The sequence below is a fragment of the Flavobacterium sp. FlaQc-28 genome (assembly GCF_044007415.1).
Classification (GTDB): Bacteria; Bacteroidota; Bacteroidia; order Flavobacteriales; family Flavobacteriaceae; genus Flavobacterium.
This window is the reverse complement of record NZ_JBIPCM010000003.1, coordinates 17676-44268: the sequence shown is the minus strand read 5'-3', so window position 1 is coordinate 44268 and position 26593 is coordinate 17676. Positions and strand designations below refer to the sequence as shown.

21 protein-coding genes are annotated in these 26593 nt (G+C 33.0%); 8 read left to right on the top strand and 13 right to left on the bottom strand.

The window, feature by feature from the left end; genetic code table 11:
• Positions 1 to 9 precede the first annotated feature (9 nt).
• Both ACHRVL_RS09705 and ACHRVL_RS09700 read right to left on the bottom strand, forming a co-directional pair.
• Positions 10 to 2346 carry an ATP-dependent helicase gene (locus tag ACHRVL_RS09705; protein WP_395412246.1) on the bottom strand — a complete coding sequence of 779 codons (2337 nt, stop codon included), beginning with the start codon at positions 2344 to 2346 and terminating at the stop codon, positions 10 to 12.
• A 275-nt stretch (positions 2347 to 2621) separates the two neighbouring features.
• Positions 2622 to 3389 (bottom strand): sulfite exporter TauE/SafE family protein, encoded by a 768-nt coding sequence (locus ACHRVL_RS09700; RefSeq protein ID WP_395412245.1) that lies wholly within the window; start codon positions 3387 to 3389, stop codon positions 2622 to 2624.
• A gap of 127 nt (positions 3390 to 3516) precedes the next feature.
• Here ACHRVL_RS09700 and ACHRVL_RS09695 point away from each other — a divergent pair, with 127 nt between their 5' ends.
• Positions 3517 to 4038 carry a hypothetical protein gene (locus ACHRVL_RS09695; RefSeq protein WP_395412243.1) on the top strand — a complete coding sequence of 174 codons (522 nt, stop codon included), beginning with the start codon at positions 3517 to 3519 and terminating at the stop codon, positions 4036 to 4038.
• A 50-nt stretch (positions 4039 to 4088) separates the two neighbouring features.
• Here ACHRVL_RS09695 and ACHRVL_RS09690 read toward each other — a convergent pair whose 3' ends face one another.
• The 3 genes from ACHRVL_RS09690 to ACHRVL_RS09680 all read right to left on the bottom strand — a co-directional run bounded on the left by ACHRVL_RS09690 (position 4089) and on the right by ACHRVL_RS09680 (position 7939).
• Positions 4089 to 4817 carry an SIMPL domain-containing protein gene (locus ACHRVL_RS09690; protein ID WP_395412241.1) on the bottom strand — a complete coding sequence of 243 codons (729 nt, stop codon included), beginning with the start codon at positions 4815 to 4817 and terminating at the stop codon, positions 4089 to 4091.
• Positions 4818 to 4864: 47 nt separating this feature from the next.
• The gene (locus ACHRVL_RS09685) at positions 4865 to 5764 is read right to left on the bottom strand and encodes a patatin family protein (RefSeq protein ID WP_395412239.1); all 900 of its coding nucleotides are present in this window, start codon (positions 5762 to 5764) and stop codon (positions 4865 to 4867) included.
• Between the two features lie 114 nt (positions 5765 to 5878).
• On the bottom strand, positions 5879 to 7939 hold the full coding sequence (locus ACHRVL_RS09680) for a M1 family metallopeptidase (RefSeq protein WP_395412236.1): 2061 nt from the start codon (positions 7937 to 7939) through the stop codon (positions 5879 to 5881).
• Between the two features lie 95 nt (positions 7940 to 8034).
• Between ACHRVL_RS09680 and ACHRVL_RS09675 the strand changes: the two genes are divergently transcribed.
• Positions 8035 to 8778, top strand: coding sequence for a diphthine--ammonia ligase (locus tag ACHRVL_RS09675; RefSeq protein ID WP_395412234.1), 744 nt, complete (start codon positions 8035 to 8037; stop codon positions 8776 to 8778).
• 80 nt (positions 8779 to 8858) lie between these two features.
• Here ACHRVL_RS09675 and ACHRVL_RS09670 read toward each other — a convergent pair whose 3' ends face one another.
• Positions 8859 to 9398: a DUF1697 domain-containing protein gene (locus tag ACHRVL_RS09670; protein WP_395412232.1), complete on the bottom strand. Its 540-nt coding sequence runs from the start codon at positions 9396 to 9398 to the stop codon at positions 8859 to 8861.
• 71 nt (positions 9399 to 9469) lie between these two features.
• Positions 9470 to 10414 carry a hypothetical protein gene (locus ACHRVL_RS09665; RefSeq protein ID WP_395412231.1) on the bottom strand — a complete coding sequence of 315 codons (945 nt, stop codon included), beginning with the start codon at positions 10412 to 10414 and terminating at the stop codon, positions 9470 to 9472.
• 229 nt (positions 10415 to 10643) lie between these two features.
• On the opposite strand from ACHRVL_RS09665, the gene recG reads away from it, so the two are divergent.
• Positions 10644 to 12752: an ATP-dependent DNA helicase RecG gene (recG, locus tag ACHRVL_RS09660; protein WP_395412229.1), complete on the top strand. Its 2109-nt coding sequence runs from the start codon at positions 10644 to 10646 to the stop codon at positions 12750 to 12752.
• Between the two features lie 227 nt (positions 12753 to 12979).
• Here recG and ACHRVL_RS09655 read toward each other — a convergent pair whose 3' ends face one another.
• From ACHRVL_RS09655 to ACHRVL_RS09645, 3 genes are all read right to left on the bottom strand, one after another.
• On the bottom strand, positions 12980 to 13582 hold the full coding sequence (locus tag ACHRVL_RS09655) for a PAS domain-containing protein (protein ID WP_395412228.1): 603 nt from the start codon (positions 13580 to 13582) through the stop codon (positions 12980 to 12982).
• A 122-nt stretch (positions 13583 to 13704) separates the two neighbouring features.
• A complete protein-coding gene (locus ACHRVL_RS09650; RefSeq protein ID WP_395412226.1) occupies positions 13705 to 14559 on the bottom strand; it encodes a hypothetical protein in 855 nt (284 codons plus the stop codon).
• Between the two features lie 28 nt (positions 14560 to 14587).
• A complete protein-coding gene (locus ACHRVL_RS09645; RefSeq protein ID WP_395412224.1) occupies positions 14588 to 15187 on the bottom strand; it encodes an AhpC/TSA family protein in 600 nt (199 codons plus the stop codon).
• A 578-nt stretch (positions 15188 to 15765) separates the two neighbouring features.
• Here ACHRVL_RS09645 and ACHRVL_RS09640 point away from each other — a divergent pair.
• The 5 genes from ACHRVL_RS09640 to ACHRVL_RS09620 all read left to right on the top strand — a co-directional run bounded on the left by ACHRVL_RS09640 (position 15766) and on the right by ACHRVL_RS09620 (position 23294).
• The gene (locus ACHRVL_RS09640) at positions 15766 to 16824 is read left to right on the top strand and encodes an efflux RND transporter periplasmic adaptor subunit (protein ID WP_395412222.1); all 1059 of its coding nucleotides are present in this window, start codon (positions 15766 to 15768) and stop codon (positions 16822 to 16824) included.
• A gap of 106 nt (positions 16825 to 16930) precedes the next feature.
• Entirely contained in the window at positions 16931 to 20029 is a 3099-nt protein-coding gene (locus tag ACHRVL_RS09635) for an efflux RND transporter permease subunit (RefSeq protein ID WP_089055652.1), read from the top strand.
• A gap of 67 nt (positions 20030 to 20096) precedes the next feature.
• Positions 20097 to 21407: a TolC family protein gene (locus ACHRVL_RS09630; RefSeq protein ID WP_370432046.1), complete on the top strand. Its 1311-nt coding sequence runs from the start codon at positions 20097 to 20099 to the stop codon at positions 21405 to 21407.
• A 25-nt stretch (positions 21408 to 21432) separates the two neighbouring features.
• Positions 21433 to 22296, top strand: a complete 864-nt coding sequence (locus ACHRVL_RS09625; protein WP_395412220.1) for a bestrophin family protein — start codon at positions 21433 to 21435, stop codon at positions 22294 to 22296.
• 71 nt (positions 22297 to 22367) lie between these two features.
• Complete coding sequence (locus tag ACHRVL_RS09620) at positions 22368 to 23294, top strand: AraC family transcriptional regulator N-terminal domain-containing protein (RefSeq protein WP_395412218.1); 927 nt, start codon at positions 22368 to 22370, stop codon at positions 23292 to 23294.
• 222 nt (positions 23295 to 23516) lie between these two features.
• Here the strand turns inward: ACHRVL_RS09620 and ACHRVL_RS09615 are convergent, their stop codons facing one another.
• The 3 genes from ACHRVL_RS09615 to ACHRVL_RS09605 all read right to left on the bottom strand — a co-directional run bounded on the left by ACHRVL_RS09615 (position 23517) and on the right by ACHRVL_RS09605 (position 26573).
• Positions 23517 to 23891, bottom strand: a complete 375-nt coding sequence (locus tag ACHRVL_RS09615; protein ID WP_395412215.1) for a DUF779 domain-containing protein — start codon at positions 23889 to 23891, stop codon at positions 23517 to 23519.
• Positions 23892 to 23958: 67 nt separating this feature from the next.
• Entirely contained in the window at positions 23959 to 24978 is a 1020-nt protein-coding gene (adhP, locus tag ACHRVL_RS09610; protein ID WP_241686423.1) for an alcohol dehydrogenase AdhP, read from the bottom strand.
• An 89-nt stretch (positions 24979 to 25067) separates the two neighbouring features.
• On the bottom strand, positions 25068 to 26573 hold the full coding sequence (locus ACHRVL_RS09605; protein ID WP_395412214.1) for an aldehyde dehydrogenase family protein: 1506 nt from the start codon (positions 26571 to 26573) through the stop codon (positions 25068 to 25070).
• Positions 26574 to 26593 lie beyond the last annotated feature (20 nt).

The window sequence follows — 26593 nt, the reverse complement described above, 5'->3', positions numbered from 1 at the left end:
AACATATATTTATCCCACCACATCTAACTTAGCAAATCTTAGTAAAAGCTTTTTAATACCTCCTACTTCAAATTTAATTTCTGCTTTTTTATCAGCTCCAACACCTTCAAGATTAACCACTTCGCCTTTTCCAAAACGTTCGTGCATTACTACATTTCCAACCGTCAATTTATTATCAAACAAATTAGTACTTGAACTTGCGGGCGCATTTCCAGCAACAGGTTTTAGTTTGCGAATATTTAAATCTGGCTTCGGATTATTATCTGTAACATGTTTTGGAGGTGTCCCTCCTATTGGTTTTGCTAATCGTAATTTTGACTTATCAACATCTCCAAAAATATCTCCGTCGATAGGTGACTTATAGCGATAGTTAGTTTCGGCAGGAGTCAAATATTCTAAAAACTGTCCGTCGATTTCTTCAATAAAACGAGAAGGCTCACTATCTGTCAATTTCCCCCAGCGATAACGAGATTGTGCATACGTTAAATAAGCTTGATGTTCTGCACGTGTTAAAGCTACGTAAAATAATCGACGTTCTTCTTCTAATTCACTCCTAGTACTCATACTCATTGCACTTGGAAACAAATCTTCTTCCATACCAACTACAAAAACATGAGGAAATTCAAGTCCTTTTGCCAAGTGAATCGTCATCAATGCTACACGATCATCATCATTAGTATCTTTATCTAAATCTGTTGCCAGCGCAACATCTTCCATAAACTCCGCTAAAGCACCTCTTGCACCATCAATTTCTTTTTGTCCTTCAGTAAAATCTTTAATACCGTTTAGAAGCTCTTCGATATTCTGAATTTTTGCCATTCCTTCTGGAGTAGCATCTTTTTTTAATTCCTGAACCAGACCCGTTTTTTTTGCGACATGATCTGTTATATAAAAAGCATCCTGATTTTGATCAATAACCTGAAAACTTTGAATCATTGTTACAAAATCCTTCAATTTATTCTTCGTTCCAGCATTCAGCTTTAAGTCAATTTTGTCAATATTAACCATTACTTCCCAAATCGAGCGTTTGTAATGATTGGCAGCAATGGTTAGTTTTTCAACCGTTGTATCACCAATTCCACGGGCTGGATAATTGATAACACGAATTAAAGCTTCTTCATCTTTTGGATTAATTACTAAACGCAAATAACACAAAACATCTTTTATTTCCTTACGTTGATAGAACGATAATCCACCATATATTCTATAAGGAATATCACGTTTTCTTAACGCATCTTCCATTGCACGCGACTGTGCATTTGTACGATACAAAATTGCAAAAGAGCCATTATGAAGCTGATTTTGCATTTTTTGTTCAAAAATTGTGCTTGCAACAAAACGTCCTTCTTCTGCATCGGTCAAACTTCTGTGGACTTTAATCTTTGGTCCAAAATCATTTGCTGTCCAAACTACTTTATCAAGTTTCGTTTTATTATGCTCCATTACCGTATTTGCAGCTTCAACAATATTACGAGTTGAACGGTAGTTTTGCTCTAAACGAAACATGATAACACCCTCGTAATCCTTCTGAAAATTCAGAATGTTATTAATATTTGCTCCACGGAACGCATAGATACTCTGTGCATCATCTCCAACTACACAAATATTTTGAAATTTATCTGATAAAGCTCTTACAATCAAATACTGAGAGTGATTCGTATCTTGGTACTCATCAACCAGAATATAACGAAAACGGTTTTGATATTTAGCCAAAACCTCTGGGAAACGAGTTAATAATTCATTGGTTTTCAACAACAAATCATCAAAATCCATTGCGCCTGCTTTGAAACAACGCTCTACATATTGCTGATAAATATCTCCTAATCTTGGTCTTTTTGCCATTGCATCGGCTTCAACCAATTCTGGATTGTTGAAATAGGCTTTTACTGTAATCAAGCTGTTTTTATAACTTGAAATTCGTCCTAAAATCTGTTTTGGTTTATAAACATCACGATCCAGCTGCATTTCTTTAATAATTGAAGAAATTAATCTGGCAGAGTCCTGCGAATCGTAAATAGTAAAATTTGATGGATAACCTAAATGATCTGATTCTGAACGCAGGATACGAGCAAAAATGGAGTGAAAAGTTCCCATCCAAAGGTTTTTTGCTTCAGATGCCCCTACAATATCTGAAATTCTGTGCTTCATTTCACGAGCCGCTTTATTGGTAAAAGTCAGCGATAAAATATTGAAGGCATCAATACCTTGAGCCATCAAATAAGCAATTCTAATTGTTAAAACACGGGTTTTCCCCGAACCTGCACCAGCAATAATAATCATTGGCCCGTCTTTTTTAAGAACAGGTTGTCGTTGCGCTTCATTGAGTTGATCAATGTACTTTTGCATGAAATTTTTCTCCATATGATGCAAAAATAAGAATTAATGATTGAAAAAGCTACTAAGATTCTGAGGTTCTCAGAAGCTATTTTTTTTCTTTTCTAAACTAAAGAATTGGCATTTTATAAAACAGAATTCACATACCGCTCCTTCCAATTGCTGCTGATGTATAAGATCATTACCTCAAGTTATTAAAGTACTGTTCATACAACCTAAAAAAAATATTAGTTAAGAACAATGGCAACCAAAAACTTAGTATCAAAGAATTTCAGCACCTTGGAACCTTATTTATAAAACACATCGTAAGCAAATCGAATCAACGTACCGACAACTACAACCAAAAAGAAAATTCTAATAAAACCATTTCCTTTATTAATCGCCAATTTTGCACCAAGCCATCCGCCTAATCCGTTACTAATTGCCATTGGAATTGCGATTGCCCAAATGATTTTTCCTTTGATCATAAATAAACAAATCGAACCAAAATTTGTTGCCAAATTTACCATTTTAGCATTTGCAGAAGCGTGTAAAAAGTCAAAACCCAAAAGTGCAATAAAAGCTACCACAAAAAAGCTTCCGGTTCCAGGACCAATAAAACCGTCATAAAAACCAACAATTGTGCTGATTACAACTGCATAAATTATCTGAGTGGTTTCTGAATGGTCTTTCGCAACATGCTGACCAAAGTTTTTCTTAGCGTATGTATATATAAACAGCAATGATAAAACAACAAGTAAAAGTGGTTTCATAAAATCATTACTGACCATAGTTAATATTGTAGATCCCAAAAATGCCGAAGGAACAGCCAAACACATCATAATCAATAGTAATTTCCATTGAATTACTACTTTTTTTAGATATTGAAATGCCGCAAAAGCGGTTCCTGTAAAAGCTGGAATTTTTAAACTTCCAATAACTGTTGAAACTGGAAGATTCGGCAATAAAATTAACCCCATTGGAGTTTGAATTAATCCGCCGCCGCCCACAATAGCATCGATAAACCCTGCTGCGAACGCAGCTAAACAAAGAAAAAGTATTATGTATAAATCCATTAAAAGTATATTTTCGGTAGATTTTGAGAATCTGAATGCAAAAGTAAAGTTTACATTTTGTTTATTACAATAAATTTAAATTAGATTTTTACTCAAAAAGTATATTTTTGCTAAAAAAATTACCCAAATGGATTTTACAAAAATTATAGAATTAGCCAGTTATACCTTACCTGCAATTGTGACTGGATTTGTTGCGTACCGCTTTTTTGAACTGCATATTAAAAACAATGACAAAAAACGTGCTTTTTTACTGAATAGAGAATATCAGAAGCAATCTCTGCCTATACGTTTACAAGCCTACGAGCGTATGACTTTGTTTTTGGAACGTATTAATTTAACTAAATTATTAATTAGAATTTCTCCAATTTCAAACGATAAGCATAATTATGAAAATTACGTAATCGATCAAATTGAACAAGAGTTTGAACATAATTTAACGCAGCAAATTTATATGTCTGATGAATGTTGGACAATTATCACTACAGCCAAAAATGCTACAATTCAAATGATTCGTAAAGCTGCAATGAGCGATAAAGTAGAAAATGCCGATAAATTGCGTGAAGTAATCTTGAATGATTTGCTTGAAAAACAATCTCCTAGTAATGCGGCTTTAGGATATATTAAAAATGAAGTTGCTGAACTTTGGTAAAAAACATTGAGTTTAGATTTAAGATTAAATCTAAACTCAATGTTTTTATATTATTTTTTGTTTTTAGCGATCCCATAAATAATATTTATTGTTTCCTCTAGCTCTTTTTCTTCAACTTCAAATTTATCAAATGACGTTTTAGGACTTGAAGCTGCCGCTGCCATGATTCGACCTGCTTTTACTTCATTTACCCTATCATAAGCAACCATATCTCGTAAAGCATATTTCGATACTTGTTTTACATTTACAATTTTTACGTCTAATGCTTTTGCGATATTATCAGCATTATTCTTAGCATCATTAATTGCATTCTGAACTAATTTCAATCTCAACGTTTTTTCTAATTCTTCAGAGAGAAAAGTTTCAAATTCAACGTCCAAATCTTTAATGTTTTCACTTTGTATTTCCTGATAAAATGCTTCAATTATCTTATTATCTAAAGCAAAATTTATTGACAGGGAATTGGTAACTGTATATTCTTTTTTATTATCATTGTTCTCACTGCTGGATATTCTGTATTCAGAAATTTTTATATTTTTTTCAGTAAAACCAATGTTAAAAAGCCCTTTTTGAAGTTTTTCAATTTCTTCGTTTAACTCCTTAATGGCTGTTTTTTCAATTAAATTTTGTTTCTCAATTGTAACTCTAAATCTTGCACAATCAGGTTTAACTTTGATCTTAGAATTTCCTTCAGCAGTTATTTCACTACCTATGCTTACTTGTGAAAATACAGGAATTACATAAGCTAGAAAAATTAAAACTGTAATTATTTTTCTCATTATCAATACTATTTAAATGTTGTTATTTCATAGTGCAAATTTGCAAATCACCTATTATCACTCATTACCTCAGATTTATTCTGAGCATATTCATAGCCTTGTTCCCACCACTCTTTCATTACCTCCTTATTAAAAATCAAAGCATTATCTGTCAGTTTAGTTGGTGTGTAATATAAATTTAGCTTTACATCTTTATTAGTTGCCATAAGCTTTCCTATCGCAATATCGTGTTTTTCTACTTGATCTAGAGCAATTCTAAACAAATCAATCATCAATGAAAACGGATTTTTACCAATAGCCGTTTTTGTTGTATTAACTTCGGTTTCAAGAATAATAACGTCAATTTCGGTTGCGCCGCGATTAATAGCTTCACGAATGGGAACTAAACTTGAAAATCCTCCATCGCCATATTCTGAATTGTTTTTAGTAACCAAACTCATAAACGGAACATAATTACTAGAAATCCATGACCATTCGCAAAACTCTTCGTAGCTGCAGTCTTTTACCGATTTGTATTCTGATTCGTTTTTAGTAAAATTGGTTACCGTTACAATAACATCGGTATTTAGTTTTTTTAACTTATTAAAATCGGATAACGAGAAATTATTCTGAATATACTTTCTTAAACCTTTACTTTCGCCAAAAGTTCTTTTTCCTTTAAAAAACTGGCGTAATACATTGAAGTGATTGATAGTAACAATATCTATTCCTTCTTTTACTTTAACTACAAACGGACAAATATTAAAAATACTTGTCATGGTAACATTGGTATAAACGGAATGAATTTTTTTAATATGACCAAGTGCCAAATGCGGAATTAGAAGACTTCCGGTAGATGTTCCGATAAACAAATCATATTCATTTCTTTTTTCTTCAATCAAATATTGTGCAACTCCGCCGGCAAATGCGCCTTTACTTCCACCGCCAGAAATAACTAATGCTCTCATAAAATTTAATGTAGGTTTGTTTTTTGATTTTTTTTAAAGAAAAAAGAAGCAAGAATAAAGACTTCTTTTAACCGCTAATTTCTTGCACCTCTCTTCTTGCTTCTATTTTCTATTCTACTCTTTCAACAAACGATTCAATTGATATTGTTCATCGGGGTTTAAATTAGGTAAAATTCTATTAAACGAAGCACGCATTTCTGAATTTTTTAATAAAATCCTAATGGAATCTCTTCCAAATTTTGAAAACTGCCACATATGATGCGTTGTTGCGCTTACTAAATTGGTTAAAACCTGATCGTTAATAATTTTAAATGCAATTAGTTTTTCAAGCGCATTCTGACGTGTTGGAGCTTCGTATTTAGTTGATGAAAAAGCAATTAGTTCATGTATTAATCCTTCTGCATTTGCACTGTAATCTGGTGTTGATAAAGCCAGCGAAAGCCATAATGTTCGAAGATTAAAGTCGTTAAACCCAATCCAGTTTTTAGATTTATTCAAATAATCTGCTCTATGATTTGGAAAGTTTTTCCACAAATAAAACAAAGCAGCTTCTTGTGTTTGATAGGATTTGTCATCAAGTAGAGTTTCATATTCCGTTCTAAAATCTTCTGGAATTTTAGCCAATGAACCCGCCACTGCTTGTCTCACTTGAATATTATTTGTTTTTAATGCGATTTGTAAAAACGTTTTCTTTACTTCATACTTTTCGTTTTCTAATTGATCTACAATTGCTTCTTTTACAGATTCGTAAACGTTAGATTCTAAAGTTTTCCTTAAAAAAACTTCTTTCTCGGATAATGGCGTTTTTTTAAGTTTATCAATTTCTAAACGAGTTTGAATTGCTTTATTTTTGCTCAGTAAAGCATTTGCTGTCGGCGTATCAAAAACCGTTGATTCCAGCCAGGTTTTTTGAAATTTATCAAGATCAAAATCAGATACTTTTTTTATTTCGTCAAAGAAATCTTGAGTTATTACGGTTTGATAAGCAAACTTTTTCAAATAACTTTTTATTGCTTTTTTAAAAGCTTTATCTCCAATTGATTCATGCAATACAAACAATGCCCAAGCTCCTTTTTCATAAAAAGTAAGTGAACTTGCTTTTACATTTAAAACAGGAATAGAATCTGTTCGTGAGGCAAATTTTATTTGCTGCGCTGTATTGTATAATTTCGAATAAAAGAAATCGTCTCCATAAATTTCTCTTTCTGCCAAAGCAGCAAAGTAAGTCGCAAAACCTTCTTGAAGCCAATGATGCCTACTGCTTTCGGCTGTAATTAAATCTCCAAACCAATGATGCGCCAGCTCATGCGCATCAACATTGGTATAATTTCGATCTTCAAAACCAATAGAATCTACCACATAACGAGTTGCAAAAAGTGTAGAAGTTGTATTCTCCATTCCTGCGTATAAAAAATCACGAACAGGAATTTGTCTGTAAATTTTCCAAGGATACTTTACACCGATTTCTTTCTCTAAAAAGTCAAAAATACGTTTAGAATAACGATACGTTGGCTCAAAACGTTTTTTATCTTTTGGTTCTAGATAATATTCTAGCGGAATTCTTGACTTTGAGAGCATTTCCGTTTTATCGTATTTACCAATAGCAAGCATCAATAAATAAGAACTCATTGGTTTCTCCATTGCGTATTGCCAGTGAAACAAATCGCCGTTGCTTGTTTTTTCTTTTAAAATACCGTTTGAAATTACCTGATACTGATTATTGTAAGTAATACCTAAATTAAAAATCACCTTCTCGTTGACATCATCAAAACTCGGAAACCAGTTACTAGTATATCTTCCCTGTCCTTGCGTCCAGATTTGAACATCATCATTTTCAATTTCAACAAAATACAATGCTTGTTTTGGTTTTACAGTATAATTGAATGTCAGCTGTTTGTTTCCTTTTTCAAAATGACCCACAATTTGTAATTCTTTACCCGTATTTACAAAAACAGCATTCTCTCCATTTATTTGAACATTAGAGAATTCCATGTTTTTAGCATCAATTTTTATCGTATCAACAGACTGCAAAACGTTAAAATCGTAATCAACTTTTCCTGCAATTGTTTTTTGAGCATTATCAATAGTCAATTGCGCATTAACCGATTTAAAATCGACAAATTTAGTTTGCTGTGCAAAAAGAAAAGTGGTAAATAATAAGAATATATATTTCATTGAAATAAATTTGAAGGCGAAAATTCCAAAGTTACAAAGGTTTCATCAACAAATCGAATCAAATTTGTAAGTTTACCACACAAAATATCTAAAACGTGTTTACACCCAAAAAAGCCTTATTTAATTGGAGCAGCGGAAAAGATTCGGCGCTTGCATTATACAAAATCCTTCAAGATCCTGAGTATAAAATTGACTGTTTATTAACGAGCGTGAATCAACAATACCAACGAATTTCAATGCATGGTGTTCGTGTTGAATTATTAAATTCTCAAGCCAACAGCATTGGACTGCCTCTAAAAATTATGCAGATTCCAGAAATGCCAACTATGGAAGTCTATGAAAATGTAATGACCGAAACGTTAACTGAATTAAAAGATAACGGTATTACACATTCTGTTTTTGGAGATATTTTTTTGGAAGATTTACGAAAGTATCGTGAAGATCAATTAGCAAAAATGGGTTTTCAAGGCATTTTTCCACTTTGGAAAACACCTACAAAAGATTTAATCCAAGAGTTTATTTCATTGGGATTTAAAACTATTGTAGTTTGTGTAAACGAGCGTTACTTAGATAAAAGTTTTGTCGGCCGAATTATAGATCAGGATTTTATAAACGATTTACCTGAAAACGTTGACGTTTGCGGAGAAAATGGAGAGTTTCACACTTTTGCTTTTGATGGTCCTATTTTTTCGCAGCCAATAGATTTTGAAATAGGAGAAATTGTTTATCGTAAATATGAAAAACCTGAGAAAGAAAACTCATCAGATACTGCCTGCGATACCAGCGCTTCTGATGCTTTCGATTTTGGATTTTGGTATTGCGATTTGATTCCTAAATAGTTTCTAAAAAAAGTTTGCCACGAATTTTACGAATTTTCACCAATTGATTTGTGTTAATTCATGAAATTCGCGGCAAAAAATTACTCATTATACATCGCAAGCAGATTAGTAACTGTATTCCAATTTCTAATTGTTGCTGTAACATTAAGTTTTTTCTCTATATATTTTTGATCAAAACGAGTTTTTCCAGCACCAACAGCATATTTAATAAAAATTCTATTTCCATCAATACTCGCTTCATCAGGTTTAAACTGGCTGATTTTTAAGTCGTTTATGTTCTCTTTTTTTAATTGTGCCGAAACAAAAGCTACATATAATTTTTTAGTATCAATATCTTTCTCCTTCAGAAAAGGACTATTTTTAAAACACAATTCTAAATCCTCTTTTGTTATTACAATCGTTGGAACTTCATGTCCAAAAACTCTAAATATTTCTTGTTTGATCATAAAACCAACTTTCGAAGCATCTTCTTCGCTGTCTACAAAAACATTTCCCGATTGCAGATAAGTTCGAATATTCTGAAAACCAATATTTTCTAACATCGTTTTCAAAGCATCCATTTTCATCATATTATGGCCAGAAACATTAATTCCTCGTAAAAGTACTAAGTGTGTTGTCATTTTTAGAATTTTATTCTTCAAAGATATTATTTTCTAATCTTTAAATTCGAACTACAATAGATCAAAAAGATTTATTTGAACAACTTTGGATCTTTAGCATATTTTTTCTTTTCTGATTTTGAAAATTCCCGAGTAATTATGGCATCAGTAAACAAAGCAGTATAATCATTTTTGGATTCAATCTGAATTTCACCTTCTTCCGTAACAAAGTAGGGCTTTATATACTTATAATTGCTTTTGTAATTTTTTAGTGTTTGGTTCTTATTCGATTTGAAATCTTTATCAAACAAATAATTAACCGAAAAATCCAGCCTGTAGTTGCCTTTATCATACATTTCCATTATTCCCAGTTCAGTTTTTGGATAAATTTCCTGTCCCAATTTTACGAAAATGGCATTTTTCTTTAACCCCTTATAAATTGCAAATGTTCCGTCTTTATGTTCAACTTTTACTAAATTTCTCTTGCTTGTAAACTCGGGATTCAATGATGAACTCTCATCATATTCATTAACTAAATCGACTACAATTCCTCTTCTCATACTGCAAATCGTATCAGGAGTTTGTGATTTCACAACGTAAGATTTCCAATTTAGATCTTTTTCTTGTCCATAGTATTTTTCACCAATACTTCCTGCTTCATAAATTTTTACTTTTATCCGATTTTTGAAAGGAAGAGTATACCGGAATAAACTATCTACTTTAGGCTCTAAATCCCCCATAATCCAATTATATCGAAATGAATAGCTGATCCCTTTCGTTTTATCAAGAGGCCTAAGTTTTTGCAACGTACCTGAATTACCTCTAATTACCGTTTTGTAATTATTTATATCACAATTAATTACATTTGAAAATTCTAAATCAACAGAATAACTGCCAGGTTTTGTTTTTTCATAATAAAAATCAACACTATTATCGTCATTAACTTTTGGTGTAATTGTAATAATTTGTTTTTGAGCAAAAAGCATTGTATTTGCACCTAAAACAATTAAAAATAGTAATAAATTAGATAGTTTCATTCTTTTGTTGGTTTTGATAGTTGTTTTTTTTTAAGCACTTAACTGCTAAACAATAATACAATTTAAATTCAAATAAAACAGCTTTTTTCTTACATTTAAATAACGGAATATTCAATTTTTAATTCTACAAACAAAAAACTATCTTCGCTTTTCTAAAAGATAAAACAATAAAGAATATAGACTAAAATCTATCTTCAATATTCTGAAATCTAAAATCAACAATCTAAGAATGTCTAATAATCTGCTTGAAACTCCTATCGAATACTTAAAAGGCGTTGGACCAAGTCGTGGTCAACTGCTTCGTAAGGAATTAGGAATTCATAAATATGGAGATTTGGTAAACTTTTTTCCAAATAGATATATTGACAGAACTCGTTATTACAAAATAAACGAACTTCAAAATACAGGCACTGAGGTTCAAATTATTGGCAAAATCATCAATATAAAAACAGTTGAATTTGCCAAGAATAAAAAGCGTTTAGTTGCCACATTTGTAGATGATACAGGGCAATTAGATCTTAATTGGTTTCAAGGACATAAATGGATTCGTGAAAGTTTAAAACTAAACGAACCTTGTGTCATTTTTGGAAAATGTTCTTTGTACGGAAGCCAATTCAGCATGGCACATCCCGAAATTGAGTTACTGAAAGAACATGAAAAAAGTCTGCGTTCTGCCATGCAGCCCGTTTATCCATCTACGGAAACATTAACAAATAGAGGTATTTCAAATAGAACGATTAACAAATTAATGGAACAATTGTTTATCGAAACTCAAGCTTTGTTTACCGAAACTTTTCCATTGTACTTAATTGAAGAATTAAAATTAATCTCAAAAAGAGCCGCTTTATTTAATATACATTTCCCAAAAAGTACCGATGCTTTGGCGAAAGCCCAATTTAGATTGAAGTTTGAAGAATTGTTTTTTATTCAGCTGCAGTTAATTACTAAAAATCTAATTAGAAAGCACAAAATAAAAGGGCATCCATTTACCAAAGTGGGTGATTTTTTTACTGAATTTTACCAAAATCATCTTCCTTTTGAGCTTACGAATGCTCAAAAAAGGGTGGTTAAAGAAATTCGTTCAGATATGGGAAGCAATGCTCAAATGAACCGATTATTGCAGGGAGATGTTGGTTCTGGAAAAACAATTGTGGCTTTTATGAGCATGCTTTTGGCAATGGATAATGGTTTTCAAGCCTGCTTAATGGCACCGACGGAGATTCTTGCTAACCAGCATTTTATTGGTTTATCAGAATTTGCTAATACTCTGAATATTAATATAAAAATATTAACTGGCTCAACTAAAACTGCAGCTCGAAAAGTGATTCACGAAGAACTTGAAAATGGCACTTTGCAGATTTTAATAGGCACACATGCTTTATTGGAAGATAAAGTGAAGTTTCAAAATCTTGGACTGGCTGTAATTGATGAACAACATCGTTTTGGTGTAGAGCAGCGCTCTAAATTGTGGAAGAAAAACGAAATTCCTCCGCACGTTTTGGTTATGACGGCAACACCAATTCCGAGAACTTTAGCAATGAGCTTGTATGGAGATCTTGATATTTCTGTAATTGATGAACTTCCTCCGGGACGAAAACCAATACAAACGGTTCACCGTTTTGATAGTAACCGATTAAAAGTTTGGAAGTTTCTACGTGATGAAATTGCACTTGGAAGACAAATTTATATTGTATATCCGCTAATTCAAGAATCGGAAAAAATGGATTATAAGGATTTAATGGACGGTTACGAGAGTATTTCTCGCGATTTTCCTTTGCCTCAATATTCAATTTCGATTTTGCACGGAAAAATGAAACCTGCCGATAAAGATGCCGAAATGAAACGTTTCTCTGAAGGGAAAACGAATATTATGGTGGCAACAACAGTAATTGAGGTTGGCGTTAATGTTCCCAATGCGAGTGTTATGATTATCGAAAGCGCTGAACGTTTTGGTTTGTCTCAATTACATCAATTACGCGGCCGTGTTGGTCGTGGTGCTGAACAGAGTTATTGCATTTTGATGACGGGACATAAATTAAGTTCTGACAGTAAAACCCGTATGGAAACGATGGTTCAGACAAATGATGGTTTTGAAATTGCCGAAGTTGACTTAAAACTTCGCGGCCCTGGTGATTTAATGGGAACACAGCAAAGCGGTGTTTTGAATCTGCAAATTGCAGATATTGTTCGTGATAGAGATATTTTAGGGCTTGCTAGAAATTATGCCATGAAAATACTAAAAGAAGACGGTCCGTTGAACAAACCTGAACATGCGATTCTAAAAGCTGTTTTTATTGAACTTACTAAAAAGAAAAGTATCTGGAATTATATCAGTTAGTTTTTTTTTTACTCAAAGATACAAAGGTTCAAAGGTTTCTTAAATTAAAAGTAAGTCCAATTACATCATATCTGAGGCAATAAATCCTTCAACCTAATATGACTAAATGTTGAAAAAAATCAAACACATAGAAACATAGTCATGCTTGTTAATGCAAGTGAAATGTCTTTCAACAGCAACAAAACCTATGTTTCTATGTGTTATAAATAATTCTACAACCAGCTTTATTATTTCTTTGGTGGAGTTTTCTTTTCAAAAAGACCGCTGAACAAACCTTTACTAACTTTGTTTTTATCATCTTTTCCTGTAGCGATTAAATGATCGATATATTCCATATACGTTTTTTTACGCTCTTCTAGAAAACCAATCAAATATTCTTCAGAAGCCGTTAAACCACTTACTTCTTCTATTTGCAAAAGTTTTTTGTACAATGGTTCTATGAATTTTACGATGATATTTTCGGGAACTGATTTTCTTGTTCCGAAAAAACCAACAATATCGCCGTCAGTATCCGCAATGATTTTAAATTCGGTGACAACCCAATAATAGCGACCTGTTTTTGCCATGTTTTTTAAAACAACATGAATATTTTGGCTGGATTTAATGCTGTCCCATAAAAATTTAAAAATCACCTTAGGCATATCAGGATGCCTCACAATATTGTGAGGCTGTCCGATTAATTCAAACTCATCATAGCCAGAAACATCGATAAAATCTTCATTGGCATACAAAATAGTTCCGTTTTTATCTGTTTTGCTAAGCAATACTTTGCTTTTATTCCAATCGACTTCTCTGTCTGAAGGAGTCGGGCGTGTAGTTCTGGTCTCCATAAAATTTTATATTAAAAATTAATTGGCATGAGTTTTTTTGCTTGTAAAAGAAACTCTCTAAAAACCTGTTTTTAAAATACCTTTCGAGAGTCTTTTCATTTTTGGAAATTATTTTGTGCTTTTTACTTTCTTGTATTAGTTGATTTTACATGAATATCGTTTACGAGATCATCAATTTTTTTAGCACTTTCTCGCATCATATCCAAATAAGTCAAAATTTGATCATTGTCAGTATGTCCTTTTGAAACATCAATTAATTTTAGCACTGAAGTTACTGGAAGTTTTAAATCTAAAGTTGTTCTATGAATAAAATCATTGTACTCTTTGGTTGCTGATAATGAACTGTATTTAGCCGATGCAAGCTTCATATTTTCCAGTTCATATTCGTCAGAGATTTTAGAAATATGATTTTCGCTGTGTTCCTTAAAATAATAAGCCCAATAACCATTCATAAAAAATACAACTGCAGCTAAAACAGTATGAATAATTAAAGTTTCAAGATCAAAATTTACCTGCGAAAAATAAACCTGAAGCCCATTTGCATCATTATAAATATAGTTTTGCAAATACGCTAAACCAGCATGATGAAGCACTACTAAAAGAGTAAGCGGAATTTGAAGTTTCCAGTTTTGATAAATAATTAAAATAGTACTGGCAATAAAAACAGTAAAATGCATTTCGAACATTCCATGCATTTGATAGATGTACTGCGCCATGAATATAGCCAGTACAACCGATAAAACGTACTGATAGAATTTTGAATTCTTAATAAAAAACTTTGCAGAATAATACAAAAGAAGATTCAAAGTTCCAACTCCTACTCCAATTTCAAAAGTATCATACTTAAAAGACAATGCGATTCCGAGAAGGAAATACACTGCGAGAACATAATTAATAATAGTATCAGACTTTTGTGTCATTGTAGACATAAAACTGTGCAAGTAATCTTGCTCATTCAAACTAGCTTTTCTTTTCATAGGTTAAAAAATTAAGTTAGGGATAGATTTATTTAGTGCAATTTGGTAACGAACATCCGTAAGCTCTAAGAGCTAAAGCATTAAATGAGGGCGAATTAGTCTGCTTTAACAATGAGTCAATAGCCATTTGAGCATAATTACTGTCGGCATCAGTACAATATCTTGTTTTGTTATAATTGCCGCGATAATATAGATTATGCGATGAGTCTAACAAAACTGCTTGCGGAGTCGAAATAACACCGCATTTTTTAGCAATATTTTGATCAAAATAAACAGGAATTTGTGCGTCAAACTTTTTCTGTATTTCTTCGATTGTAAAAGTCTTTTGCTTGTTTAAAACAACAATTTTAAAGTTAACCCTATCACCGTACTTTTTTATCAAACCAGCAACGTGCGGCACATTGAATCGTGAACAGGGACAATCTGGATTAAAGAAATGAAAAAAAACAGGTTTACTATCAAAAGGACAGCATTGAGACAAATCAATTTTAGCTCCCATTGCAATGCTGTGATAATTTTTTGGAATTGGTGTTGGCAGACTGTACTTAAACTCATTCTGCCAAAAAAGAAAACCAATTGCAGCAAATAAAAATGAAAACCATAATGCTAGGAGTATTTTTTTCTTCATCTATTATTATTTTTATAATTTGGAACAAAAAACATAAACACTTGTTAAAACAATTAATACTATATTTCTTTTTAATGATCTAAAAAAAGCTATAAAATCTATATTTTAACATTTAATTATACAAAAACACGTTGATTATACTGCCATATTAATTATTTTGTCTAACGTATCAATGTTACAAATAAAATCGATGAAATGCAATATAAATTCGACAAACTGCGTATTTTTTTTCAATCCCTTAAATAATAGTTTTTCAACAACGCTTTTAAACTTTAAAATCAATTAATTTCTAAAAAACAAAAAACAAATAACACATTGATTAACAGATTTTTAAATACAAACTACACTCCAGTGTTAAAAATTACCCAACAAAATATATTCACATCATTAAACCTTTTGCAAAAACTAACATCTAAGCTGCAAAGTTTTGCAGTTACAGCCAAGAAAAACAGTGCTTTGAAGTTTATTGTATTACAAGTGTTAAATAAAACCTAACGTCAATTGATTTCAGTACAAAAAGTTAAATTTGTGAGTTGCAAAAAACATACACCAAAAAAAATCACATTCACCTAAATTTTATGAAAATTAAACACCTAATCTACGCCTTGATTATCATTATTTTTGGAGGATTTATCACTTATAGGATAGTATCTAACAAAGGTAAAAATGAAGACTCAAAAAAGTTTGGCGATAAAGACAAACCAACCACAGTTACAGGAATAGTAGTTAAAACTTCAACGTTTGACAATAATTTGTCTTTATCTGGTTCTATTGAAGCAAACGAACAAATTGAGATTCACAGTGAAGTATCAGGAATTGTAGAAGGAATTTATTTTAATGAAGGTAGTTATGTAAATAAAGGACAAGTTCTTTTTAAAGTAAACGATATTGAACTAAAAGCGCAATTAAGACAAGCTGTTACCAGAGAAGGCTTAGCCGCTGAGAATGAAAGAAGAGCAAAATTACTGCTGCAAAAAGAAGCAATCAGCCAAGAAGAAGCTGATGTTGCCAGAGCCGATCATGCTTCGGCGCAAGCTCAAAGTCAGTTAATCAGAGCGCAAATTGCTAAAACATCTGTAAAAGCGCCATTTTCAGGAAAAATTGGTTTACGTTCGATTTCTCCAGGTACCTATATTACTCCAACAGTTGTAGTAGCAAAACTGGTAAATACAGGAAAACTAAAAATTACATTTTCGATTCCAGAAAAATATGCTTCACAAGTAAAAACAGGTTCTACAATCGATTTTACCGTTTCTGGCTCAGATAAAACTTATAACGGAAAAATTTATGCTATTGAACCAGAAGTTGCCGTTGCTACTCGTACACTGCAAATTCGTGCCATTGCTGATAATACAGATGGAAAACTTTTCCCTGGAACTTTTGCCGATGTAAAACTGCCGTTAAACATTATTAAAGATGCAATCGTAGTTCCGTCTGAAGCTATAGTTCCTGTACAAAGTGGTAAAAAAGTGTATGTAGCCAATATGGGCAAGGCTAAAGAAGTTATGGTTGATGCAACAACAAGAACAGATTCTTCAATTTTGATTTTATCAGGATTAAAAGCAGGAGACACTTTAATTACAAGCGGTGTTATGTCATTAAAAAATGAAGCACCAATAATAGTTAAAGTTAAATAGTCCAAAGTCGAAAATTATTAAGGCTTAAATATAGATTTAAAGATGCAGTAAGATTTAGTAATAAGTCTAATATCTAAAATCAATAATCTAAAATCTAAAATTGCAAATGAGTTTATCAACTACAAGTATAAAAAGACCCGTTTTAACCATTGTACTGAATCTATTAATTATATTATTCGGTTTCATTGGTTATACTTTTTTGGGTGTCCGCGAATTTCCCTCGATAGATCCTGCACAGGTTTCCATTAGAACCAATTATACAGGAGCTAACGCTGACATTATTGAATCACAAATTACAGAACCGCTTGAAAAAGCAGTTAATGCGATTGACGGAATTCGAAATATAACTTCGTCAAGTAATCAAGGAAGCAGTAATATTACCATCGAGTTTAACTTAGATAAAGATCTAGAAGAAGCTGCAAATGATGTGCGTGATAAAGTTTCGCAAGCTATAAGAAGTTTACCGCAAGATATCGATGCGCCGCCTGTTGTATCAAAAGCTGATGCCGATAGTGATGCTATTATTTCGATGACGGTACAAAGTGACAGTCGAAATTCATTAGAATTAAGTGATTATGCCGAGAATGTTATTTCGCAGCGTTTAGAAACAATTCCAGGAGTCAGCGGTGTTCAAATTTGGGGACAAAAGCGCTACGCCATGCGTTTATGGATTGACCCTGTAAAATTAACGGCTTACGGCTGTACTGTTTCAGATGTTCGTAATGCACTTAACGCTCAAAATGTCGAGTTACCTTCTGGTAAACTAACAGGAAACAACACTGAATTAACAGTAAAAACAGTTGGAAATCTTTCGAAACCAGAAGAATTCAATAATATCATTATTCGTACTGATGGAGATAAAATTGTGCGTCTAAGTGATGTTGGCGGTGCAGAATTAGGCCCAGAAAATATCGAAACCAAATTAAGCCAATCAGGATTACCAATGATTGGACTGGCAATCGTACCAATGCCTGGCGCAAATTATCTAGATATTTCAGCTGAATTTTATAAAAAATACGAAGCTTTAAAAAAGGATCTTCCAAAAGATATTAAACTAAATATTGCACTTGACAACACCATTTTTGTAAAAAAATCGGTACTCGAAGTTGCCGAAACACTGGGAATATCTGTAATCTTAGTAATCATTATTATTTATCTGTTTTTTAGAGACTGGGCAATTGCTTTTAGACCTTTAATAGATATTCCAGTTTCCTTAATTGCAACGTTTTTTATAATGTGGCTTTTTGGTTTTTCTATTAATGTATTGACTTTATTAGCAATTGTTTTAGCCACAGGTTTGGTTGTGGATGATGGAATTGTTGTAACCGAAAATATCTTTAAGAAAGTCGAAGAAGGAATGTCGCCTATTGAAGCTGCAATTAAAGGATCAAATGAGATTTTTTATGCCGTAATTTCGATTTCGGTAACATTGGCAGCGGTATTCCTGCCCGTAATTTTCTTAGAAGGTTTCGTAGGGCGACTCTTTAGGGAGTTTGGGGTTGTAATTGGTGCCGCTGTATTAATTTCGGCATTTGTTTCCCTTACTTTAACACCAATGTTAAATGCCTATTTAATGAAAGGCGGAGAACAGAAAAAATCTAAATTCTACGTAAGAACAGAGCCTTTCTTTGAAAAAATGAACAGCAGTTATGCCGAAGCTCTTTCAAAATTTATGGAAAGAAAATGGATTAGTTTCCCAATTCTAATTGCTTGTTTTGGATTGATTTATTTGTTTTTTACCATTTTACCAAAAGAAACCGCTCCTTATGATGACCGAAGCTCTGTAACTATGCGTATGACAACTCCTGAAGGATCATCATATGAATATACAGATCGTTTTATGCAGGAAATCTCAAGATTGGTCGATGACTCAATTCCTGAGAAAAAAGTAAGTTTGGTGATTACCGCACCTGGTTTTGGAGCTTCGGCTACAAATACTGGCTTTATCAGACTTTCTTTAAAAGAACCTCACGAAAGAAAGAGATCGCAAAAAGAAATTGCCGACCAATTAACAAAATGGACAAAGCAATATCCTGACGCAAAAACATCTGTTATTCAACAGCCTACAATTGCTGTAAACAGACGCGGCGGATTACCAATTCAATATATTATTCAGGCTCCTAATTTTGAAAAATTAAGAGAAAAAATACCTGTTTTTATGGATGAAGTTGGTAAAAGTGATGTTTTCTCTATCAGTGATGTTAACTTAAAATTCAACAAACCTGAAATAAACGTTAGTATTAATCGTGAAAAAGCCGAAAGTTTAGGAATTTCAATTATTGATATTGCACAAACTTTGCAGCTTTCTTTAAGCGGACAGCGTTTTGGTTATTTTATCAAAAACGGAAAACAATATCAGGTTATTGGTCAATTTGATCAAAAAGACAGATCGAAACCACTAGATTTAACTTCGATGTTCGTGAAGAACAAAAAAGGAGAATTAATTCAGATGGATAACGTGGTAAATGTTGAAGAACAAAGTAATCCTCCACAATTATATCACAATAACCGTTATATGTCGGCAACCGTTTCTGCAGGTTTAGCTCCGGGCAAAAGCATCAGCGACGGAATTGCTGAAATGGATAGAATTAAAGCTAAAGTTTTAAACGATAGTTTTACAACAGATTTGAGCGGAGAATCGAGAGATTTTGTGGAAAGCAGCTCGAATACATCTTTTGCTTTTGGATTGGCGTTATTATTAATATTTTTAATTCTTGCCGCTCAGTTTGAAAGTTTTATAGATCCTTTTATTATTATCTTGACGGTGCCAATGGCAGTTGCTGGAGCCTTATTTTCATTATGGTTATTCAATCAAACTTGGAATATTTTCAGTCAGATTGGAACCGTAATGCTTATTGGTCTGGTGACTAAAAATGGTATTTTGATCGTTGAATTTGCCAATCAATTACGAGAACAAGGAAAACCAAAATTAGAAGCAATTCTTGAAGCTTCAGAAGCGCGTTTACGTCCAATTTTAATGACCAGTTTAGCCATTGCTTTAGGGGCATTGCCAATTGCGATGTCACTTGGAGCTGCGTCAACCAGTAGAATTGGTATGGGAGTTGTAATTGTTGGCGGAACTATATTTTCATTAGCATTAACACTTTTTGTTATTCCTGCTATCTATATGATGTGGTCTAAAGCACGTAAACATTATCCGGAATTTGATCATATCGAAGAATACGAAAAAGAAGTAAGTAAATAATTTATTAGCCTTGAATTTCTGAATTGCATTTGATTAATTCAGGAATTTAAGGCAAAAGAAAAATAATATGAATATTAAAATTTTAATTAGCAGTTTGTTATTACTCTTTTTAAGCATTACAAAAACTAATGCGCAAGAAGTTTTGACTATTGAAGATGCTATGAAAATTGCTTTAGAAAACAATTTTGAGATTAAAATAGCCAAGAATAACTCAAAAATAAGCGAAACGAATGTGACTTTAGGAAATGCAGGAATGCTTCCAAATGCAGGCGCTTCGATTACAGACAACAACAGCGTAACAAATTCTTCGCAGACGCGTCAAGACGGAACAACAACTTCATTGGATAACGCTAAAAATAACAGCTTAAATTACGGCGTAAGTTTAGGATGGACTGTTTTTGATGGATTGAAAATGTTTGCTAAACTAGATCAGTTAAAAGAGCTTCAAAAATTAGGAGATGCAGAATTAAAGAGAACCATTTTAATCAAAATTGGTCAGGTAAACTCTGCTTATTATGATTTGGTTCAGCAGCAGCACCAGTTAGCCGCTTTAGATACTACAATCGTAATTTCAAAACAAAGATTAACTTTAGCTCAAAACCGTTTCAGTATCGGAAAAGCTTCAAAACTGGAGGTTTTAAATGCGCAAGTTGATTTAAATTCAGATCAAGTTGCTTTATTGAGACAAAAAGAATCGTATGCAAATGCTAAAATTTTATTGAATCAATATTTAGCCAGAGATCCTAAAATAAATTTTACTGTTACAGATTTAGTTACTGTTGATAATAAATTGATTTTGGCTGATCTTATGGATTTAGCACAAAAACAAAATCCTGCTTTAGAAGCACAAATCATTAACAAACGTATAGCCGAACTGCAGCTCAAACAAGTAAAAGCAGATCGATATCCTGTTGTAAACTTAACATCTGGTTATAATTTTAACGAAAGTCAGTCGAGCTTAGGCTTTACTAGCCAAGCTTCATCACGTGGTTTGAATTACGGTTTTAATGCAACTTTAAACATTTTTGACGGTTTTAATCAGCATCGAAATGAAAAGGTTGCTAAACTTCAAATCGAAAACTCTCAAATTGCTATCGAACAGCAAAATATGATTTTGAATACACAGTTAAGTACTGCTTTTCAAACTTATTTAACCAATCTGGAATTGATCGATTTAGAAGAAGATAATGAGGCAATTGCTAAGCAAAATTTAGACATTACATTAGACAAATTTAGAATCGGAACTATTACAACTCTTGATTTTAGAACGGCTCAGCTTAATTATGTAAACGCAAAAGTGCGTTACAGCAATGCACAATATGAGGCAAAATTATCTGAAATTGCTTTAAAAGAATTGGCAGGAAATATTAATTTTTAAAGTAAATTTACTGCAAAAAAAAGCAATGACTTCGTATAACCCAAAAGACTGGTTTAGTTTTATTTTTCATTTTAGCAAAGCCGATACTTTCCGTAAATTAATTCCCGTAATGTTTTTTATGGCAATATATTGTGGCGGAATTGCTTATCTTGAACTTGAATATTGGGATTTACCAGAAGACAGCAAGGTTAAAAATATCTCAACAATGCACAGCATGTTGGGTTTTGTAATTTCATTATTACTTGCATATCGTACCAATACTGCCTATGATCGCTGGTGGGAAGGACGCAGGATGTGGGGAAGTCTGGTAAATAACAGTCGTAATTTTGCTATGAAACTTTCGGTTATTTTAGTGGACGAAAAGGATAAAGCTTTTTTTAGAAAGATGATTCCAGGATATGCTTCTATCTTAAATAAACATTTGAAGGATGAAGAAACTGGAATGCAATTGTTTGATAATGTAGATTTAGAACTGGATCATCACAAGCACAGACCAAATCAGGTTGCAAAAATAATGTTCAAAAAAATACACGATCTTTATGTAACTAATAAAATTTCAGGCGAACAGCTCATTACCTTAAACAATGAAGTAACAACGTTTACAGATATTTGCGGAGCCTGTGAGAGAATAAAAAACACTCCTATTCCCTACTCTTACAGCGCTTTTATCAAGAAATTTATATTTATTTTTGTCCTCACACTCCCTTTTAGTTACGTATTTACATTAGGCTATTATGTAATTCCTGTAGTTGTTTTTATTTTTTACGTTTTAGCGAGTTTAGAGCTTATCGCAGAAGAAATTGAAGACCCTTTTGGTGATGACGAGAATGACCTTCCGACAAGAAAAATGGCTGAAAATATCAAGAAACATGTTGAAGAATTGATCTAATGAAACGTTAAATCTTAAATTGCTAAACTTATTTTTATTAAATTTAGAGTTCCACTCGAAAATTTAATACAATGCAAAATCAACGTGTTTTAATTACTCCGCCAGATTTATCTAATGAAAAATCATTAAAAACACTTGTTGAAAACAGGAGTGTTTACACTCTAAACCATTGCGAGCTGAATATTTTTGAAACTTACGAATCTTCAAAACTTGTACCTTTAAAATTCAACGATTTTGTAGTTACAAGTATGCTTCGAGGAAAAAAAGTAATGCATTTGTTTGATGAGCCTGGATTTGACTATCTGCCGGGGGAAACAGTTGTTATTCCTTCAAATATTGAAATGAAAATTGATTTTCCAGAAGCTTCAAAAGAAAATCCAACGCAATGTCTTGCTTTAGCCATTGACACAACAAAAATTACCGAGACTCTTGATTTCTTAAATGAACGTTACCCAAAAAAAGGAAGCACCAATAATTATTGGCAGTTAAATTATCAGAATTACTTTTTTTACAATAATGTGGACCTTGCTTCAACCATCAGCAAATTAATAAAAGAATGCACGAGTACATCAATAACAAAAGATGTTATTGCCGATTTGACATTACAGGAATTGTTAATCAGAATTATTCAAACTCAAACCGTAAAATCTCTAGATGACGGAGCTGTGCTGCAATCCAACAATCCAATTTTTGAAGTTACCGAATTTATCAAACTTAACTTGAAGGAAAACATAAATCTAAAAAGCTTAAGCGAAAAAGCCTGTATGAGTACAGCATCTTTTTATCGTTTTTTCAAAAGAGAATTAGGCATGAGCCCAATAGAATATGTTTTGAATGAGAAAATTAAATATGCTAAAAAACTGCTCAAAAATCCAAGCATACAAATAAACGAAGTTTGCTATTTATCAGGTTTTGAAGATGCCAATTATTTCATCCGATTATTTAAAAAACACGAAGGAATTACACCAAAACAGTATCAGCTGCTTTATGTTAATTAAAGGTCCTAAGATACTAAAGTGCTAAGGTTTTGAGTTTCTAAGCCATCTTGTCATCTCGAGGAACGAGAAATCGCACTAGAAGCTCGACAAAGATTATCCATAAAGATTAGCGATATACTTTGCGGAGTTTCTAGTGCGATTTCTCCTTTCAGTCGAAATGACAAAACCCTGCAAATCCTTTGTCTCTCTGCCCCTTTGAACCTCTGTCGCTTTTTTTAAAACTTACTCAAAGATCTTTACGGGTTCTAAATCTTTTTCCTCTTCTTCAGTAAAGATTCGATACTCAATTTGGAATGTTTTTTTTAAAGGTGTTTCTAAAGAGAAACCTCCAACACCAAAAGCATCAATAACTTTAAGTGTAAAATGCGAATGTTTCCAGTATTCATACAAATCATTGTCAACCCAAAATTCAGTATCTTCAATAGTCCCGATGCAAACATCACCTATTCGCTGGTAGTAACCACCTTTTTCAAAACATTGTGGCTGTGTGCCCTCACAGCATCCTCCGGCTTGATAAAACATTAAATCGCCATGTTTTTCCTTTAGAATTTTAATTAATTCTATTGCCTCTTGTGTCGCTTCAATTCTTTTAACCATGACTTTTACAATTTAAAAAAAGCAGTAAACTTATTGTTATAAATTTACTGCTTTTTTGCATTACCAATTAAATATTTGCGATATCAAGAACGACTCGTCCTTCTATCTGGCCTTTTTTCATTTTATCAAAAACGGTATTAATGTTTTCCAGTTTCTCGGCAGTTACGGTAGCTTTTACCTTTCCTTCAGTGGCAAATTCTATTGCCTCTTTCATATCCTTACGTGTACCAACGATCGAGCCTCGAATTGTAATTCGGTTTAAAACCGTATCAAAAATAGATAAATCAAAATTACCTGGCGGAAGCCCGTTGAGTGCCATTGTACCTTTTCTTCTTAAGGTTTCAAGACCTTGCTTGAAAGCTATAGGAGAAACTGCAGTTACCAATGCCCCATGCATCCCACCGACTTCCTTTTTTAAATATTCTCCAGGATTTTGATTTTTTGCATTAACTACTAAGTCTGCACCCAGTTTTTTTGCCAGGTTAAGTTTATCATCGGCAACATCAATTGCTGCAACATGCATTCCCATTGCCTTAGCGTATTGTACAGCTACGTGGCCTAAACCTCCAATTCCAGAAATCGCTACCCATTCTCCAGGTTTTACTTCTGTTTCTTTCAGACCTTTATAAACAGTAACTCCAGCGCAAAGTATTGGAGCCATTTCCATAAAATTTACATTTGAAGGTAAAATTCCAACATATCTTGCATCAGCGATTACAAACTCAGCAAAACCGCCGTCTACACTATAACCGCCATTTTGCTGACTGTCACATAATGTTTCCCATCCAGTAATACATTGATCGCAGCCGCCGCAAGCGCTGTAAAGCCACGGCACTCCTACAGCATCACCCTCCTTAACATTTTTCACATCTTGACCTACAGCCGCAACATAACCTACAGCTTCGTGTCCGGGAATTAACGGCATTTTTGGTTTTACCGGCCAATCGCCTTCAACGGCATGCAAATCGGTATGACAAACACCACTTGCAATCACTTTTACAAGAATTTCATTTCTTCCCGGTCGTTTTACTTCAACTTCTTCAATTTTTAAAAGAGAACCAAATTCTCTAATAACTGCTGCTTTCATTGTTTTTGGTAACATAACAAAGATTGATTTAATGAGCACAAAAAATAAACTTATTATGCTCAGGTTTATATTAATAGGGATACTGTTTTCTAGAAGAAACCTAATTTCTTTTTATCATAAGAAATAAGCATGTTTTTTGTTTGACGGTATTGACTCAGCATCATTTTATGATTCTCACGCCCAATTCCTGATTGTTTGTAACCTCCAAACGGTGCTCCTGCCGGATAAGAATGATATTGATTAATCCATACGCGACCAGATTGAATTGCTCTAGGAACTTGGTAAATTTCATGCGCATCACGTGTCCATACCCCTGCTCCTAATCCGTACATTGTATCGTTTGCAATTTCAATAGCTTCTTCTGTAGTTTTAAAAGTTGTTACCGCTAGCACAGGTCCAAAAATCTCTTCCTGAAAAATTCTCATTTTGTTATGACCTTTAAATAGAGTTGGTTTTATGTAATAACCACCTTCAAGATCTCCGCCTAAATGATTTGCGTCGCCTCCTGTTAATAATTCTGCACCTTCTTCTTTACCTAATTTTATGTAGGACATGATTTTTTCCTTCTGAACTAAAGAGGTCTGCGCTCCAATCATAGTGGATTTGTCTAACGGATTTCCAGCAATTATAGCTTCTGTTCTTTCAATTACTTTGGCAATAAACTTGTCATAAATATCTTCATGAACTAATAATCTTGACGGACAAGTACAAATTTCACCTTGGTTTAAAGCGAATAAAACAGCACCTTCAATGGCTTTATCAAAGAAATCATCATCGTGATCTGCTACAGATGGAAAGAAAATATTAGGCGATTTCCCTCCCAATTCTAAAGTAACTGGAATAATATTTTCGGTTGCATACTGCATTACTAAACGACCTGTTGTTGTAGATCCAGTAAATGCGGCTTTCGAAACTTTTTTATTGGTAACCAATGGGCGTCCAAGTTCGGCGCCAAAACCGTTTACAATGTTTAAAACTCCCGGAGGAAGAATATCTCCAATAAGTTCCATTAAAACCATAATAGATATAGGAGTACTTTCGGCAGGTTTTAAAACTATGGTATTTCCTGCTGCAAGGGCTGGAGCGATTTTCCAAACGGCCATCAAAATAGGAAAATTCCATGGAATAATCTGAGCTACAACTCCTAATGGTTCACTTAAAGCAATTGAAACCGTCTGCGAATCCAATTCGGCAATCGAGCTTTCTTCGGCACGAATTACACCTGCAAAATATCTAAAATGATCTATTGCCAGCGGAATATCAGCAGCAAGAGTTTCACGAATAGGTTTTCCATTATCTATAGTTTCAACGGTGGCTATATACTCTAGATTATCTTCAATTTTTTGTGCAATTTTATTAAGTAAAATGCTTCGTTCTGTTACCGATGTTTTTCCCCAAGTTTTAAATGCTTCATGCGCTGCGTCTACTGCTTTTTCTAAATCTCCTTTGCCTGAGTGAGCTGCCTTGGTAAACACTTTTCCATCTATTGGAGAAACTACGTCAAAATACTCTCCAGAAATTGGAGCTGTAAATTTTCCGTTTATGTAATTGTCATATTTTGCCTTAAATTCAGGTCTTTGTGTGGTAGTGCTCATAATTAGTAAATTTTTGATTT